The 18164-nt window shown below is 65.3% G+C and carries 7 protein-coding genes; 6 read left to right on the top strand and 1 reads right to left on the bottom strand.

Annotated elements, in window-relative coordinates; genetic code table 11:
- Window positions 1–88 precede the first annotated feature (88 nt).
- From AT395_RS17885 to AT395_RS17865, 5 genes are all read left to right on the top strand, one after another.
- A complete protein-coding gene (locus tag AT395_RS17885; protein ID WP_124988726.1) occupies window positions 89–757 on the top strand; it encodes an RNA polymerase sigma factor in 669 nt (222 codons plus the stop codon).
- Window positions 758–945: 188 nt separating this feature from the next.
- Window positions 946–1677 (top strand): hypothetical protein, encoded by a 732-nt coding sequence (locus AT395_RS17880; protein WP_048627545.1) that lies wholly within the window; start codon window positions 946–948, stop codon window positions 1675–1677.
- The gene (locus AT395_RS17875) at window positions 1674–2216 is read left to right on the top strand and encodes an RNA polymerase sigma factor (protein ID WP_042112071.1); all 543 of its coding nucleotides are present in this window, start codon (window positions 1674–1676) and stop codon (window positions 2214–2216) included. The genes AT395_RS17880 and AT395_RS17875 overlap by 4 nt, the downstream gene beginning before the upstream one ends.
- A 90-nt stretch (window positions 2217–2306) precedes the next feature.
- Window positions 2307–3332 (top strand): FecR family protein, encoded by a 1026-nt coding sequence (locus AT395_RS17870; RefSeq protein WP_042112069.1) that lies wholly within the window; start codon window positions 2307–2309, stop codon window positions 3330–3332.
- Window positions 3333–3551: 219 nt separating this feature from the next.
- Window positions 3552–15743: a filamentous haemagglutinin family protein gene (locus AT395_RS17865; protein WP_058375230.1), complete on the top strand. Its 12192-nt coding sequence runs from the start codon at window positions 3552–3554 to the stop codon at window positions 15741–15743.
- Between the two features lie 54 nt (window positions 15744–15797).
- On the opposite strand, the gene AT395_RS17860 is transcribed toward AT395_RS17865, so the two are convergent.
- On the bottom strand, window positions 15798–16433 hold the full coding sequence (locus tag AT395_RS17860) for a trimeric intracellular cation channel family protein (RefSeq protein WP_042112065.1): 636 nt from the start codon (window positions 16431–16433) through the stop codon (window positions 15798–15800).
- 529 nt (window positions 16434–16962) lie between these two features.
- On the opposite strand from AT395_RS17860, the gene macA reads away from it, so the two are divergent.
- A complete protein-coding gene (gene macA / locus AT395_RS17855; protein ID WP_048627532.1) occupies window positions 16963–18138 on the top strand; it encodes a macrolide transporter subunit MacA in 1176 nt (391 codons plus the stop codon).
- Window positions 18139–18164 lie beyond the last annotated feature (26 nt).

Below are 18164 nucleotides of genomic sequence, written 5' to 3'. Positions count from 1 at the left end.
ATCGAAGCGTTCATGGGTATCGGGGGGACACAATGTTCGCGCAGAAGTCACACGGGGAAAGCAGGGCTTGGGGGGCGTCGACGTGGAAATGAGCACAAGAAGCAACGTCGCCGTCGCCATGGCCAAAGTACAGGACGGCAGCGAGGGCGACCGGGCAAGCGCGGCGACCCAGATGCTGCGGGAGTGTCTGGAGTCGAACTACGACCGCCTGCTGCGGCGTTTGTCGCGCCGGATCGGCTGTTCCGACACGGCCAGCGACAGCCTGCATGAGGCGTGGGTGCGTCTGGGCAGTGCAACGCTGCCCGACGCCGTGCATAGTGCCGAGACTTATGTGTTTCGGATGGCTTACAACCTGGCCGTCGATCAGATGCGCGGGCGCAGCATGTGGGCGTCGCTTGCCGACGAGAACGACGTGTTCGACGTGCTGCCGGATCGCGGGCCGGGGCCCGAGGCGGTCGCGGGTGCCCGCTCGGAGCTGGCGGCGCTCGCTCGTGCGTTGGAGGCAATGTCGGGCCACCACCGGCGCGTGCTGATGGAGTTGCGCGTCGACGACCTGACACGCGAGGAAGTGGCCGCGCGGCACGGCTTGTCGTTGCGCAAAGTCGACACGCTGCTGCGCCAGACACTCGACTACTGCGCCGCGCAGACCGGGCGGCAGGCGTGCGGCGGAATCAGCGAAGCACGCCGTCCGGTCAGGCGCGCTGCCGCGCCCGTTGCGGGTTCGGCGTCACCGTCTTGCACGCAAGCCGAGGTCTGACGGGCCCTTCCGGTTCGTCGCCGGTGGCGATTGCCGCGTACGGAACCCGGCGAAATCCCGCTGTCGGAAAGACGGCCGCCGTCCCGCAAGAATGTCGTTTGTCACTGAAAATTCACAATATTCAACGACATTGCAGGCGAGACAGCGGCTTGAGGCCTTCTTAGAACTCCGACGATCGTCCCATCGAGATGACAGGCAATCCGCCATTGGCCGGCGCGCTTGTGCTGGCAGGCGTCATGTGCGGCTTGAGTTTTCTTGGCGCATCCGGGGCCGTGCGAGCACAGGCACAGACGGCTCCGACGCAGGCGACCGCGGGGGCCGGCGACCGACGGTATACGTTCGATATCCCCGCGCAACCCCTCGACATGGCACTGGAATTGTTCTCCACCGTTTCCGGACGTTCGGCACTGTTCAGCAGCGCACTGGTCGCCGGACGTACCGCGTCGCCCGTCTCCGGCCGCTATACCGCGCTGGAGGCGTTGCGGCGTCTGGTCGACGGCACGGGGCTTGCCGTGGAGACGGCCAGCAGTCACGACGTTACGACCTTCGTACTGGTGCCGGCTACCGGGCAAGCACTGGAGAGTGAGGGGCGCGAGCGAGACGCGACGGCAAGGCTGGCCGGTTACGACGCTCTGGTGCAAACGGAAATCTGGCAAGCGATCTGCACCAACGCCCGCACAGCCAAGAGCCGCTATCGCGCGCTGCTGCGTTTTCGGGTGGCGCCGGACGGGCGCGTGGTTGATGTCCGCGTGCTCTCCGAGACGGGCGAGACGCCGATGGGCGCTACGCTCGTCGACACGCTCTCGCGGGTGCGGGTGTCGCAGCCGCCGTCGCCCGATCTGCCGCAGCCCTTCGCCATGCTGATTCTGCCTGAGTCGAACGGCGGCCCGGTATGCCGTGCCGGAGCCCGCCCGTCATGACGGAGGAAGTCCGGCTGGCCCTGATGGCCTATCTGTCGAAGCGCTATGGCGATCTCAAACGGCATCTCGTGCGCTCGTTGCGCAGTCCGGAGCTGGCCGAAGATGCGCTGCACGACACCTGGCTGCGGCTCACGCGACTGGAAGATCAGGAAACCGTACTGAATCCGCACGGCTTTCTGCTGCGCATGGCGACGAACATCGCCATCAATCATCTGCGCAGCAACAGTCAGCACGCGAGCGCCAGCGAAATCGACGAAATCCTCGAGGTGGCCGACCCGACGCCGGGGCCGGAGCAGACGGCGCAGGCGCGTGCCGAGATGGAAATGCTCATGCGGCTGATTCAGCGGTTGCCCGAGCGTCGCCGGGACGTGCTGCTGCTGGTGCGCTGGGAAGGGATGTCGCAGAAGGACGTGGCGGCGCGACTGGGCGTATCGGTGAGCGTTGTCGAGCACGAACTTCGGCGTGCGCAGGACTTTTGCGCGGAACAGATGGCGAGACGTCACGGTCCCGCAAAAAAAGGTGGCGGAAACGTGCCGTGAAACATGTCATCTCTATGAAGACCAAAAATATTTCGGTGCGGCTCGCCATTCGGTGTGACGCGATCGACTCGCAAGTGCGGACGCAAGGCCATGACGATATCCCAGACAACGCGTGATCCGATGGATCGGGACGACGCGCTTCTCAAGGAGGCGCGGATCTGGCTCGCCCGTCTGGCCGGTGGTGACGTACGACAGGCCGATCTGCATGCGTTCCGTCGCTGGCAGAGTACGAGTGCAGCCCACGCCGAGGCGTTCGACGACGCGAAGCGTCAATGGCATGCCATGCGGCCGGCGATCGGCGAATGGTTGCGCACGGATGCCGATGCGGCCGCGCACCATCGGCGTTTGGTGCGCGGCGATCGGCAAGGCGCCGGGGCGGGCAGCGTGCACGCCGGGCGTCGTGCGCTTCTCGGCGCAGGGTTGAGCGCAGCGGCGGTGGCTGGTGTCGCCGCCGTGTATCCGCCTTTCGGCCTCTGGCCGTCGGCGGCGACATGGATGGCGGACTATCGCACGGCGACCGGCGAGCAGCGCGATATTGTGCTGGCCGGGCACGTCAATGTGGCGCTCAATACTCAGACGAGCGTGCGGCGGCAAGCGAGCGACGGCGTGGCTGATGGGCTGCGCCTGCTGGCCGGCGAATTGGCGGTCGATCTGGCGTCGGCGCGCGAGCCGTTCGCGGTCGCGGCCGGCGCAGGGCGCAGCATCGCCGACTCGGGCCGCTTTGAGGTGCGCTATCTCGATGGGCGCGTTTGCGTAAGCTGTCTCGAGGGTTCGGTACGCGTGCAGCATCCTGCCGGTGAGCGCCGGCTGGCGGCGCGTGAGCAGACCATTTATCGCGACGACGCCATCGGCGGCGTCATGAGCGTCGAGCCGGCGGCCGTGTCGGCCTGGCGGCGCGGCGAGTTGGTGTTCCGCCAGACGCCGCTTGTGAAGGTCATCGAAGAGATCAATCGCTATCGTCCGGGGCGTGTCGTGTTGTTGGCCGACTCGCGCCGGCAAGATCCCGTGAGTGGCCGCTTCTCCATCGCGATCCTGAACGAGGCGCTGTTGCAGATTGAGCGGTCGTTCGGTTTGACGTCACGTGCATTGCCCGGTGGAGTGCTGATTCTGAGTTGAGATATTGCGGCGGCTTCTCGTGAGAGACGTCGCGCGGTCCGGTTCGAACGGTTTCAAAAAAGTTGGTGGTTTTCGTGCAGCCCCCGTGTCTTTAGGAGGACGCATCCACCACAGGCTGAATTCCAGATGAACACACGCGGGCACCAGGGCGCAGCAACGAGCCATCGACGTCGTCACTCACCTCCGGCGCGGCGGCGCGTCTCACCGGTTTCACCGATCATGCAGGCCGTTGCCGTGGCGCTGGCCACCAGCGGTGTGTGGCACAGCGCCCACGCACAGCAAGCGTTCAGCAACGCGTGGTTCGCCGCGCGAGGCGCGGCACAGGCCACAGCGTCGCAGACGGGACGCCTGCCCAACGGCATGCCGGTCACGTCGCTCATGGACCCGTCGGCGCAGCAGCAACAGGCGAACGCGCAGTTGCAGCGCTCGATTGCGAATCTGGGCACGGCGGCGCAGAACATTGCCGCGATGCAGGCCGCGCAGGCCAATGCGCGTGCGGCGGCTGGCAATACGGATGCGACGATTCCCGACGGTCTGAGCGAGGGCGGCCTGAAGGTCGACACGAACAGCCTGACCAAAGGCTGGATCAACGCGCAGGCGCCCACGCAAACGAGCGCCAACGGCAAAACCAACGTCAACATTGCGCAAACGGCCGACAAGGCAATCCTGAACTGGGAGACGTTCAACGTCGGGCGCAATACGTCGGTGAACTTCGCACAGCAAAGCGATTGGGCGGCGCTCAATCGCGTGAATGATCCGAATGCACGTCCGAGCCAGATTCAGGGGCAGATTCACGGCGACGGCACAGTGCTGATCCTGAACCGCAACGGTGTGATCTTCGGTGGGACGAGTCAGGTCGATACGCGCAATCTGGTGGTGGCGGCGGCGCGCATGAGCGACGCGCAGTTCCAGACCGGTGGGATTTACGGGGCGAACGGCACGACACCGAGCTTCACCGATGCGCTGGGCAAGGTCGAAGTGCAGGCGGGTGCGAACATCACGACCCGCACGCCGACGTCGGTGACGCAGGGCGGCGGCTATGTGCTGCTGCTGGGCAACCAGGTGAGTAATGCGGGCGCCATCGTCACCCCGCAAGGGCAGGTGGCGCTCGCCGCGGGTGATAGCTTCGTGATTCGCAAGGGCGTCGGCACGGATGCGAATACGGCATCGACCACGCGCGGCAACGAAATCTCGCCGCAGTTCGTTGCGCAGAGCACGGCGGGCAAGGTGGTCAATACGGGCTTGTTGATGGCGTCGGAAGGCGACATTACGCTGGCGGGCCGCGACGTTCAGCAGCTAGGCACGGCGGTGTCGACCACGACGGTGAACACGCGCGGCACGATCCACTTGCTGAACTCGGCGAGCGACACGCAGGGCAAGGTGACGCTGGGCAGCGGGGCGCTCACGTCGGTGCTCATCAGCGACAGCGGCGCCACCGCCCTCGACAGCCAGCGCACGGCACTGATTCAGGACGGCGCGGCACAGGATCTCATCCGGCGTCAGAGCGCCGCAGGGATGTTCGACAACCTGTCTCGCCTTGACGACCGCCGAGACCAGTCGCGCGTCGAGATCGTGAGCGGTGGCAACGTGGAATTCCAGAGCGATTCGCTCACGCTGGCCACGGGCGGACAGATTGCCGTGAGTGCGACGGGCCGCAGTTTCGTGGCGAACCGTGCGCAACTCGATGTGTCGGGTGCGGTCGGCGTGTCGCTGTCGATGGACAGCAACAACGTCAAGGTGAACGTGCAGGGCAACGAGCAACGCGACGCGCCGGGCAACCGCGATAACGCCGCGTTGAATAACGCAAATGTCTGGATCGATCGCCGCCGTCTGGTCTATGTTCCGGCCTCTGTGGGGGGCTACGCGAACGAGCGCTGGTACACCCCGGGCGGTTTGCTCGAAGTCGGCGGCTACCTGGCGAATCAGGCGCATGGCATTGGCGAATGGGCCGCGCAGGGCGGTACGGTCACGCTCGCGGGCGGCAACGCCGTGACGCAGGCCGGTTCGGTCATCAACGTGTCCGGCGGCTCGCTCGATGTGCAGACAGGCTTTCTGAATCAAACTTGGCTACGCGGTGCGGACGGCCAGATCTACAACGCGAATTCGGCCCCTGCCGGAATAACGTACACCAGCGTCTACACCGGCTTCGAAGTCCAGCATCCGCGTTGGGGCACCACGACGACGGAGTCCTACGCAAACCCGATCATCGCGCCGCAGCGTGTGCTGCAAAACGGTTATACGGTGGGCCGCGATGCAGGGCGTCTTGTCGTGTCGACACCGACGGCGACGATGGCGGGCGATGTCGTCGCCGCGACCTATCAGGGGCCGACGCAGGTGAAGGGCGCCGATGCCACCATCGCAGACGGCTATGCACAGGCCCAGCAAGCTGCGCCGCGCGGCGCGGAACTGATTCTCGGCAGCTATCAGTCGGCGTCCAACAGTTCCCCGACCCTGGGGGCAACGGGCGTTTTCTACAATCTCTCGCCGGTCGCCCGAACTATCGTCTTCACTGGCGACGCCCCGGCGGCCAACGACAGCGCGAATGACCCCAACACCACGATTGCCCTCGATAGCCAATATGTGAGCCGCTTCGGGCTGGGCGCGATTCGGGCCGCCGCGAACGATACGCTTCGTGTCGAGGGCACGCTCAGCGTTGGGCCGGGCGGCACGATCGCGCTGTACGCGCCGCAAGTCGGCATTGGCGCCGATCTCGTCGCGCACGGTGGGGCCATCTCCCTTGGCAATGTCGTGAGTACGGTGGCGCAGAGCGGTGCGCGCGTCGAAGGTTCGCTAACTCCTGCGAATGGTCTGGGCAACGTCACGGTTGCAGACGGCGTTCGTCTCGATACGTCGGGGCTATGGACCAATCTCGCCCTCGACGGCAGCACGACCTCGGCATTGCCCTTCGTCAACGGGGGCGACGTGACGATGAAAAGTACCGGCGATGTGAACGTCGGCGCCGGCACGCTGATCGATGTATCCTCCGGCGGCGTCATGCGCGCGAATGCCACCATCGATGGCGGCGCGGGCGGCGACGTCACGTTGAATGCCGGATACAGCATCAACAGTCTGTCGACGCCGGGGCGTCTGACCTGGCTGGGAGATGTGCGTGCTTACGGGGTGACGGGAGGCGGAACGCTCAATGTGCAATCGGGCGGCACGATCCTCATCGGGCCGGTGACGGACGTGGCTGCGACGACTGGCGGGGTGAATCCGCCGCCGTCATTGCACCTTGATCCGGCACGCTTCCAAACAGGCTTCTCCAACTATGTCGTGAACGCGCACGACGGTCTCACGGTGGCCGATGGCACCACGCTCGATGTGACGATGCCGGTGCTTCGCGCCGACCCCGACATCGCGCGCGCATCGGTGACGGGCAGCCGACCGGCCGCCCTCTTCTCCGTGTGGACGCCGCCCGTCTACAGCGAGAACCCGCTGAGTGCAACGCTCACGCAGCGCGGCGGTGCAAGTCTGGCGCTGAGTGCCGGTTACGATGGATCGCCGGCCACGGCGCCCCTTACGATCGGCCACGGCGCGACGATCACGGTCGATCCGAAGCAGTCGATCGGCCTGACCAGCGAAGGGCAGATGACGATCGGCGGCACGCTCAACGCCTGGGGCGGCAGCCTCACGCTGGCGGCCACGGGTCAGAGCGCCGGGACCGGATATTCGAATGTCCCGGCGCGCTCGATCGTCATCGGCGACGACGCGCGACTCGATGTCGCGGCGCGTGCCTACGTGGCCTACGATGCGCAAGGGCGCGCCTATGGTGTGGCGCCGAACGGTGGCAGCATCACCGTCAATCCCAGCGACGCGTTTCTGGTGATACGCCCGGGCGCTGTGCTCGACGCTTCGGGCGCGTCGGCCCGCGTCGATCGCAACGCAGGTTCGGCCGCGTCTGGCGCGCCGGATCTTGTTACGCTGGCCGGCAATGGTGGCAACATCGCGCTGCATTCGAACAACGGCTTCGTGCTCGACGGCACGTTGCGTGCCGAAGCCGGCGCTGCCAATGCCGGTGCACAGGGCGGCACGCTGGGGGTTTATTTCGACACCCGTTCCTATGTCGGGACGGCCGGCTTGCCTGCGCAGATCGGAAACCTGCACGACATCACGCTCGTACAGACCGCGCCGCCGCCGGACACGACGGGGAGCGATCCTCAGTATGGTCAGGCCGTGATCGGCGTGGATCGGTTGACCCGCGGGGGATTCGACAATCTTGTGCTCTCCACGAACGACCGTTTCGTCTTCCAGGGCGATCTGAATCTGTCGCTGGCGGGCAGTGTGAACCTCAAGGGCGGCTTGCTGACGGTATCGGGCCAGACGCCCGACGCACAAGTGCGGATTGCCGCCCCATACATTCGCCTCGACGGTGGGTCGTGGAGTGCCCCCACTATTTTTGGCGACACATTCGTTCCGGGCATCTTCAGCCTGCGCGCCGGGCAGGCATCGGCAGGGAACAGTGCGCTGACGTTCTCGGCGAACCTCATCGATGTGGCCGGCCGTGTGGTGTCGGGGGCGCAGGCGTGGCAAGGGTTAGGCAGTATTGGCGGCACTACCGTGCCTACGCAGTGGTTCGCGCAGGACGGTTTCGCCGACCTCTCCCTGGTGAGCACCGGCGATATCCGGCTGGCGGGCGGCCTCAACTCACAAGGCAATATCAATCTGACGGCGGCGCAGATCTATCCGGTGTCTTCCGCCTACGCGGCGGTGGTGGCCGGCGACCGGTTCACGGGCATCGCGCCCGACAGCCATCTGACCATCCGCTCGAATGGCGGTGTCGTGCCCGATGTGCCTTACTCCGTCTTCGGGCAATTGATTCTGATGGGCGGTACGGTCGATCAGGGGGGCGTTGTACGTGCGCCGCTCGGGGTCGTCTCGTTGAACACCACGGGCGGCAATCTCGGCGCCGATTGGACGAGCGTGCTGCTGTTGGGACAGGATGGCACGCTCAACGCCACGCAGACGGATCCCACGGTGATTCTGCGCAGCGGCAGTCTTACCTCGGCCAGCGCAGCCGGCCTCGACATGCCGTATGGCGGTACGTCCGACGGGGTGACATATCGCGGCGTGAACATTGGTGGCCGATACGCGACGCAGTACAACCTCGCCGACACCTTCGTCTCGCGCGGCGACACGAGTGGGGGGAAGGCCGGCGATACGCGTGTGCTCGTCTCGGGGGTAAACATCGGCGCGGCCCATTTCATCGGGGAGTCCGGCGCCGTCATCGATTTGTCGGGCGGCGGCACGCTGCAAGGCGAGGGCTTCGTCTCGGGGCGAGGGGGTTCGGTCAACGTTCTGAACACGCCGCTCGTGAACGCGAACCCGGCCGCCAACACTTACAGCAAGGCGAGCGATCAGGTCTACGCGATTGTGCCGAGCTACCAGGGAGCATATGCGCCCGTGGTGCTAGACAAGGGCGCGGGCGACCCCGCCATCGGCAAGCAGATCACCATTGGCGATGGCGTGCCCGGGCTGCCTGCGGGCACCTATACGCTGATGCCGTCCAGCTTTGCCTTGATGCCGGGGGCATACCGCGTGGAACTGGCGGGATCGGTGCCGCTGCGGCAAGGGACTCGCGTGCCCGTCATGGCGACCGGCGACGGCTCGTGGATGACAACCGGTGTGCAGGGCACGGCAGGCACCGGGCAGTTGGACACTCAACTCACGCGCCTGATCGTCACACCCGGCGGCGCCGTGCGCAAGTTCTCGCAATTCAACGAAACGACGTTCAGCCAGTTCCTGCTGGCACAGTCCGCGCAGTTCGGCACTGTGCGCTCGCGTCTGCCCGAAGACGGCAAGCTTCTGAACGTGAGCTTCATGCCGGCGACCACGCCCGGCGAGGCGCTGAACTTTGCGGGCACCGTGCGTTTCGACGGCGCGACGACGCCTGCGGTGACCGGTGTGGAGGGCGCGCTCTTCATCACGGGCGGTCAGTCGGTCATTGAGATCCGCTCGCCGGGCGCAGCACCTACCCCAGGCATGGTTTCGCTGGTGGACCGGGACCTGAACGCATTTGCTGCGCCATCACTCGGGCTGGGCGGCTACTGGACCTACTTCGACGGTCAAAGCACATTGGGCGACAGTGCACGCCTGTTCTTCGGCAACGACGGCCTGATCTACAACGGCGTGACGGTGCGCAGCGGTGCCTCGCTGCGCGCGGGGCAGGTGTTTCTGGTTGGCAATAACGTGACGGTGGAGGCCGGCGCCACCATCGATACGCGCGGCTTCTCGGACAATGTGATCGACTCGCGCTACGGCTACGTTTATGCCACGGGCCTGATCGCGGGCCAGAACCTCGGTTATCACCCCGGCCTGCTGGCGGTCGGCAACGGCTGGCTGGACTTCCTGCCGTCCGACGGGATCGGCAGTGTGAGTGTGGGCGACGGTGCGTCGCTCCTGACGCAAGGCACGATCGCCTTCGCCGCGCCGAACAATCTGTCGCTGGGGAACGTGAACCTCGGTGCACGCTATCTCACCGTTTCCCAGAATCAGATCAACATCGGCGATTCAGCGGCCATGAGCGCTGCCGGCAACGCAGGCGTGTTGCCCGCCGGATGGCAGTTGTCGCAAGCGGTACTCGACAAGCTGCTGCGTCCGTCGGCAACTTCGGGATTGCCCGCGCTCCAGCGGCTGACGCTGACCGCTGGCGGGGCGTTCAACTTCTTCGGCTCGGCCACACTCGATACCGGCGACTCGCCGGTGCAGATGGTGTTCAATTCGCCAGCCTTTTACGGTCTGGGCAGCAGCACCGATGTCGTGCGTCTGTCCACCGCGAACTTTCTGTGGAACGGCGTGGCCACCGGGGCGGGCACGGCAACCAATCCGTTCAGCTCGCAGGCCCCTGCCGCCGTGGTGGCGGGCGGCCCGGGAACCGGTGCGGGCAAGCTCATTATCGATGCGCGCACTATCGAATTCGGTTATGACGACCTGAGCCAGCCGCAGAGCCAGACCCCCCTCGACAGGCTGGCGCTCGGTTTTTCGGGGGTGACGTTGCAGGCGTCCGAAAAGGTGACGGCGAACCATCTTGGGACGCTGAGCGTGGGCGGCACACAGGCGGCGAACGGCACGCGCAGCGGTGGCGATCTGAACCTCGTCACGCCGCTTGTCACCGGCAAGCCCGGCGCGTCGATGACTTACAACGCCGGCGGCAACATCGTTGTCACTGCGCCGTCGGGCGTGAGTCCTTCGTCGACGGATACCCAGAACGATCTGGGCGCGTCGCTCGCCTTCAACGCAAAGTCCGTGACCATCGACACCGCCCTCGCGCTGCCCAGCGGGAAGCTCTCCGTGGCGGCCGACGGCACGATTACGCTCGGTGCTGCGGCGCGTCTCGATCTGGCCGGGCGAGATACGACATTCTTCGACGTTACGCAACCGAGTTGGGGCGGCAAGGTGCTGCTCGCGAGCGCGAATGGCGATGTGACGTTGCAATCCGGGTCGGTGATCGATGTTTCGGCGGCACATGCCGCCGCTGGCTCGGTGAGTCTGAGCGCGCCACAGGGGCAGGTGCTGGTCGGCGGCACGTTGTCAGGGACTTCGGGACAAGGACAGACGAGCGGTCAGTTCTCGCTTGATTCGGGAAGTCTGTCCAACGCGGGCTTCTCGGCGCTCAATCAAACGCTCAGTGATGCCGGCTTCTTCGCGTCGCGCAGTTTCCGGTTGCGTCACGGTGATCTCACTGTGGGCGACGGCGTTCGTGCGACCAACATCAGCATTGCCACCGACAACGGCAGCCTGAATGTCGTCGGCACAATCGATGCGTCGGGCGCCACGCCGGGATCGATCATTCTCTCGGCGCTGGGCGACGTGACGCTTGCGGGCAGCGCCGTGCTCGATGCGCATGCCACGTCGCTCGTGACCGACAGCCAGGGGGCCGCTGTCGACGCGTCGAACCGCGCGAACATTGCACTCACTTCGACCTCGGGCACCGTACGTCTGGGCGGCGGCGCGCGTTTCGACATGCGCTCGCCCGATGGCGTGGCGCGCGGGCAGTTGGATATCAACGCGCCACGGACCGATGAGACGAGTGGCGACATTCGAATCGACGCGTCGGCACCGCCCGATATTCGCGGCGCACGCAGCATCGCCGTGAACGGCTTCTGGACCTACACGCCGACAGATGCGAACGGCACGGTAACGCAAGACAACGGCGATGCCGCCGGGCGTCCGATCGGCGCAGACGGCGTAGCGGGGCTCGCGCAGATCGACGCGCGCAGCCGCCAGTTCATCGACAATGCCTGGGGCAATGCGTCGTTGCAGTCGCGTCTCGCGGGGCTCGCCGCCTATGGAGACGCGTTCCACTTGCGCCCGGGCGTGGCAATCACGAGCACGTCGGACATCAACACGCGAGGCGATCTCGATCTGGCGGGGTACCGCTACGGGCCGGGCGTCATCTCGGGCGTGCGAGGCTCGGGGGAACCGGGTGTGCTGGTGCTGCGCGCAGGGGGCGATCTGAAGATCAACGGCAGTGTCACGGACGGATTCGGCACCCCGGTGTCGTCGCCGGACGGCGCGGTGTTTCAAACCGTACTGTCTGCCGTCACGCTTACCGGTCCCTATACAGTGGCCGCAGGCGGCATGACGCTAGGCGTAGGTACGAAGCTGCCCACGACCGGCACGTTGAATTTCAGTCTCAGCGTCGCCACCGGCACGCAACTTTATCTCTCGGACACGGCGCATCTGCCCATCGATGTCGTGCTCGGCGGGTCTTCGATCTCGTCCAACCGCCTGAAGTCCGGCGTGGTGACAACGGCGGACATCATTCTTCCGGCCGGCTACACCATGAAGAACGGCACGGTCGTCGGTGCGGGCGGGTATCGCATTGCGGCCGGGACAAACACCTCGACGCTGGTGGGCATTGTCGGGACGACGGTGAACAACATGCTGCTGCCGCCCGGCACGATTCTCAAGGCGGGCATGAACGCGATTCAGTTCAGCGACGCCGGGGCGTATGTGATGAAAGTCGCGGCCACGGTCTGGCCGGCTGGCGTGTCGATCGCGCCGATCAAGAACTACACGCTCGCCGCGCCGCTCGATGTCGCACAGGGTTCGGTACTGCCTACGGGAATGTATGTATCGACTGGGGACGCGCAGGTGGGCGATCGGCCGATCTGGGCAATTGCGCCGATGCTCGATCCCGGTACGCTGTCGTGGTCGATGCGCATGGTGGGAGGCAGCGACCTGACGAGTGCAGATTCGCGCGCCGTGCTTGGCACGGCGCAGGGCGGCGACATCGTGCTCAACGACCCGTTCACCGTCAATGTCCTCGGCAAGGGGCGCGGAACGCCTGCGGCGGGCATCAGCGTCGTGCGGACCGGCACGGGGGATCTGGAACTCTTCGCGGCGGGCGACTATCGGCAGCTATCGCCGTTCGGGGTCTATACGGCAGGCACCTCGGTGGCGGGAACCGGGGCCGGCACCCAATGGAACGCGCCGCGTGCGCTTGCCTCCGACGGCACCTATCTCGGCAATAACGTGACGGCCCGTGCGGCGTACGAAGCTACGCTCAATGCGCAGCGCATGTGGTACACGCAGGACGGCGGCAACTTCACGCTCTCGGCAGGGGGCGACATCCTCGGCTGGCAGGAACCCAACTCGGAAATGGTGGGTACATGGGTGCTTCGTCAGGGGGGGGCGGCGCTGGGGCAGAGCACGGCGTGGGGGATCAATTTCGGCACCTACGCGCTTGACGGCAGCGTCAGTTCGGGCGCGTTGGGGTTGGCGGCATTCTCGGGCATGGGCGCGCTCGGTGGCGGCGCGGTCAACGTGCGCGCCGGCGGCAACATCGGGACGGACGATCCGACGTCGAAACGCAATATCGTGGTTGCCGTAGGCGGTTCGGGCCGCGTGACTGACGCAGGCATCGTGCAGACCGGCGGTGGTGTGCTGAACGTGGCCGCGGGAGGAAACCTCTACGGCGGTCTGTATTCCGATCTGCGCGGCGATACCACTGTAACGGCGGACGGCAACATCGGTTTGATTCAACTGCGCGACTATGGCGTTGCGCAGTTGCAGGACCCGCGAGGTCTCAGCAGCCATAAGGCGTACGCAGCATTTAGCCGGGACGGCGCGAGCGTGGCGCCGGGCGACGGTTCGGTCACGTTGCAGGCGCTGGGCGATCTCGTCATGGGTAAGGTCATCGATCCGGGGCGTGCCGAGGAACGTGTTCAGACGCAGGCATCGCTCGGCGGCGTGAGTACCAACGCGGCGAGCTGGTTCACGCTGTGGCAGAACGACACGCGCCTCTCGTTGTTCTCCGCAGGCGGAAACGCGTCGCCGCTGGGTAACACAAGCTCGGAGAGCAGCACCACCCTTTATCTTCCGCCGATCCTCGATGTGACGGCCGCAGGCGGCAGTATCTACTTTGCTCCCCGGCAGTCTGCGGACTACCTCATGCCGTCTCCCGACGGCAACTTTCAGTTTCTCGCCAAAGATAACGTCTCGGGCGTTTCGTCAAACAACGTCAGCAATATTTCGGGCACGTTCGGTGCGCTCGGCACGTCGCTGTCGTCGCTTGCCACGCCGCAACAACCGGGATGGCAGACCGGGCAGGCGTCCAACTACTGGAACGGCGGTATCGATTTCGACAACACCTCGAACGAGATCATCTATTCCTCGTCGTACAACCTTGGCTACGGCAAATACCTCGGGCAGGGCGGCGGTCTCGTGATGTTTGGTCCGAACACGCTCACCGACACCAGTGCCGACGGTAACAGCACGATCTCGCGGATCTATGCGCTGACCGGCGACATTCAGAGCGTCAATGTCGGGCAGATCAAGACCTTCTTCAATGGGAACGGTGCCAACGCCACTTACTATTGGGCGTCCAAGCCCGTGCAATTGGTCGCAGGTGGCGACATTGTGAACAGCAGCGGGCTGATCAACCAGACGCGCGAGTCCGATGTCTCGATGCTGGCCGCCGGGGGCAACATTTTCTATCAGGGCGCGAACAGTACGGGCTTCACCGTGACGGGGCCCGGCACGTTTGAAGTGTCGGCGGGCGGCGACATCTATCTGGGCAATACCGCCAACTTCACGAGCCTTGGGCCGCTCGTGCCGGGCGACGCGCGTCCGGGAGCCAGCATTGCGGTACAGGCCGGGCTGGGCGCGGGTAAGCCGGGCTTAGGACAAACCGACGTGGCGGCGTTTGCCCAGCGTTACTTCGATCCGGCCAATCTCGCCGACGCTGCGCAGCCGCTGGCAGATCAGACGGGCAAGGTCGCGAAAACCTACGACGCCGAACTCCTCGTCTGGCTGCAATCGCGATTCGGCTATACGGGCGCGGGCGGGGCGCAGGCGCTGGCGTGGTTCCTGACGCTGCCCGGCGAGCAGCAGCGCGTGTTCGTGCGGCAGGTCTATTACGCGGAATTGCTTGCGGCGGGCCGCGAGTACAACGACGTTTCGGGCAAGCGCTACGGCAGCTATTTGCGAGGCCGCGAAGCGATTGCCACCCTGTTCCCCGAGACGGCTGCCAACGGCGAGCCGATCTCGCGAAGCGGCGGGCTGACGCTGTTCCAGGGCTTGTCGACCAACGGTGGCGTGCGCACGATCGCGGGCGGCAATATCGAATTGCTCGTGCCGGGCGGACAGACGACGCTCGGGGTGGAAGGCGTGACCCCGTCCGTCTCGGCGACGACGGTGCCTGCGGGGGTGCTGACGCAGGGCGAGGGCGACATCCGGATCTATAGCGAGGGCAGTATCCTGCTTGGCTTGTCGCGGGTGATGACGACCTTCGGCGGGGCGATTCAGGGCTGGTCGGCCGAGGGCGACATCAATGCGGGGCGGGGCGCGAAGACCACCGTGCTGTACACGCCGCCCAGGCGGGTGTATGACGCATGGGGCAATGTCACGCTCTCGCCGAACGTGCCGAGTTCGGGGGCGGGTATCGCCACGCTCAATCCGATCCCCGAGGTCAGGCCGGGCGATGTGGATCTCGTGGCGCCGCTGGGCACGATCGACGCCGGTGAGGCCGGGATTCGCGTGTCGGGCAACGTCAACTTTGCGGCGCTTGCCGTGGTCAATGCGGCCAACGTGCAGGTGCAGGGCAAGTCGACGGGCCTGCCGGTGATCGCGGCGGTCAATGTAGGAGCCCTCACCAACGCCAGTGCAACGGCGGCGCAGGCAGCCACCGCCGCGCAGGACGCCGTGGCGCGAGACCGGGCGGCGCAGCGCCAGAACACGCCGTCGATCTTCACTGTGCGGATGTTGAGCAACGCGGCGGGTCCGACGGAGCGCGGCACGGGAGCGGGGGGCACGCAGGACGACGGGAGTGCTACCGGCGCCGGCTCGCAGTCGAGCGCTTACGACCGTCGAAATCGGGTGCAGATCGTCGGCCACGGTGCCGATCTCAGCCCGCGTGCCATGTCGTTGCTCACGCCGGACGAACGTGCGCAGTTGAGAGCGGATCGCTAAGCGAGAGCGAGCGATAACGCCCTACCGCATTGACGAGCCGGGAATAACGGCTCGTCAATGCATCGGCTCGGCCGGTGCTTCGTTCTCGAACGTGCGGAAGCGCCAGCCGAACCACACGGCCAGCATCCGGATAATGAAGCCGGCGGCGAAGCAAATACCGGTCGCAATGCCGTTCTCGACCCCCAGGCGCAGCATGACGACGTACATCGCGCCCGCGATGCACGCCACGCTCGCATACATCTCCCGGCGCAGCACGAGCGGCACCTGACCGCAGAGCAGGTCACGCAGCATGCCGCCGCCAATTCCCGTAAGTACCCCGGCCAGCACGACAATGACCGGACTGGTGCTCACGGTCATACCGATGTCGCAGCCCAGAATGGTGAAGGCGGCGAGCCCGATGGCGTCGACGGTGATGAAGGTCATGCGCAGCCGGTGCACGTGGCGCGCGATGATCGAGGTCAGCGTCGCGGCCCCCAGCGTGAGCAGCAGATACTCCGGGTGGGCGATCCAGACCAGTGGATGACGACCGAACAGCACGTCGCGGATGGTGCCACCGCCCAGCGCCGTCACCATGCCGATAAAGGCGAGCCCGAAGCGGTCCATGCCGCGCTGCATGCCCATGATCGCGCCCGACATGGCCTCGGTCACGATGGCAATCAGATAGAGGGCGTAGAAGATCTCTGTTTTCATAATGTCCCTTCAAGTGCCGGGGGAATATATCACTTCGTGAAATTTTCCCAATATTCGCGCCCCGTCTGCTGCGATTTGTACAAGTTTTCAAGGGCGCGGGGCAATGCGACACTCCTTCCAACGAAACGACGTCCGCAGATACCTCTCCCGTCGTCGGACGTAGAAAACCGTCGTCTTTCCAACGCGTCAAGGAGTCCGTCATGCCTCACGTTCCCGGTCTGCTCCCCCGTATTTTCGAAACGATAGTGGCCATTTTCCCGTTCGTCGGCGATCTGTGATGCGGGTGCTTTTTCAGGTGCACAGCCTGTTCGTCGTTGTCGTTGGCGGCATCTCTTTGCTGCGTTCGGCTGCACGAATGGCCTCCAAAGCGGTCAAACGCCTTAAACTCACAACTTTTTGTGCGCCTAACGATGCCTCGGGGCGGTGATCCTGCCGATGTGTGCTACCGGCAGACTCACCAGCCAATAGGGGGCAGCGGCTTTGCGCATCGTATCTTTCGACGTGCCTCTTTGATCGCCCACTTCGTTCCATGATCCAGTTCATTCGCCGCCGACGCTATCTGGTCGCCAGCCTTGTCGTGCTCGTCGTACTCGTGGCGCTTGGTCTGCGCAGTCTCGCGACTCCCAGGCCGCCGCAGTACATCACAACTCAGGTTGAGCGCAGCGATATCGAAAACACCGTTCTTGCGACGGGAACGCTCCAGGCGTTTCAGCAGGTCGACGTCGGTGCGCAGGTGTCCGGGCAGTTGAAGTCGCTCAAGGTCAAGCTCGGCGACAAGGTGAAGAAGGGGCAATGGCTCGCGCAGATCGATCCTGTGCTGGCGCAGAACAGCCTGCGTCAGGCCGAGGCCGAAGAGCAGAACCTTCAGGCGCAGAAGCGCTCGACTGCCGCGCAGCTCAGGCAGGCAGAATTGGCGTTTGCACGCCAGCAGCAGATGTTGCCCGACAACTCGACTTCGCGTCAGGACTTCGAAGCGGCACAGGCGGCGCTCGACACGCAGCGCGCTGCACTCGCGGGCCTCGACGCTCAGTTGCGCAAGGCCGGTGTGGCCATCGAATCGGCCAGAGCCAATGTCGGTTATACGCGCATCGACGCTCCCATCGACGGGGAGGTTGTCGCCATCGTCACGCAGGAAGGCCAGACCGTGATCGCGCAGCAGCAGGCGCCGGTGATTCTGAAGCTCGCCGATCTCGACACCATCACCGTGAAGGCGCAGGTCTCCGAGGCCGACGTGATCCGCGTGTCGCCCGGGCAGACGGCGTACTTCACGATTCTGGGCGACCCCGACAAGCGCTACTACGGCAAGCTGCGCGCCATTGAACCCGCACCGCAGAACTTCCTCGACACCCAGAGCACGCTCGGTGGCGGCGCCACGCGTAACAACACAGCCGTGTTCTACAACGCGCTGTTCGAAGTGCCGAACGCCGATCACCGCCTGCGCATTTCCATGACCGCGCAGGTGAACGTGTTGCTCGGTACCGCCAAGCAAGCGCTGAGCATTCCCGTGGCGGCGCTCGGCAAGAAGGTCGGAGCCGATCGTTACGAGGTACGAGTGCGGGGCGACGACGGTAAAGCGGCGACGCGTCAGGTCGTCACCGGGCTGAACAACAACGTGAAGGTCGAAGTTCGCGAAGGGCTCAAGGCGGGCGAGCGAGTCGTGATCGGCGAGGCGGGCGAATCCACGTCGGCCGGTGCAGGTCAATAAACGATGACGAGGACGCTGAGGATGCC

The organism is Pandoraea apista (genome assembly GCF_001465595.2).
Lineage (GTDB): Bacteria > Pseudomonadota > Gammaproteobacteria > Burkholderiales > Burkholderiaceae > Pandoraea > Pandoraea apista.
Note: the sequence above shows the minus strand (reverse complement) of the source record. Positions and strands in the feature narration are given on the sequence as shown.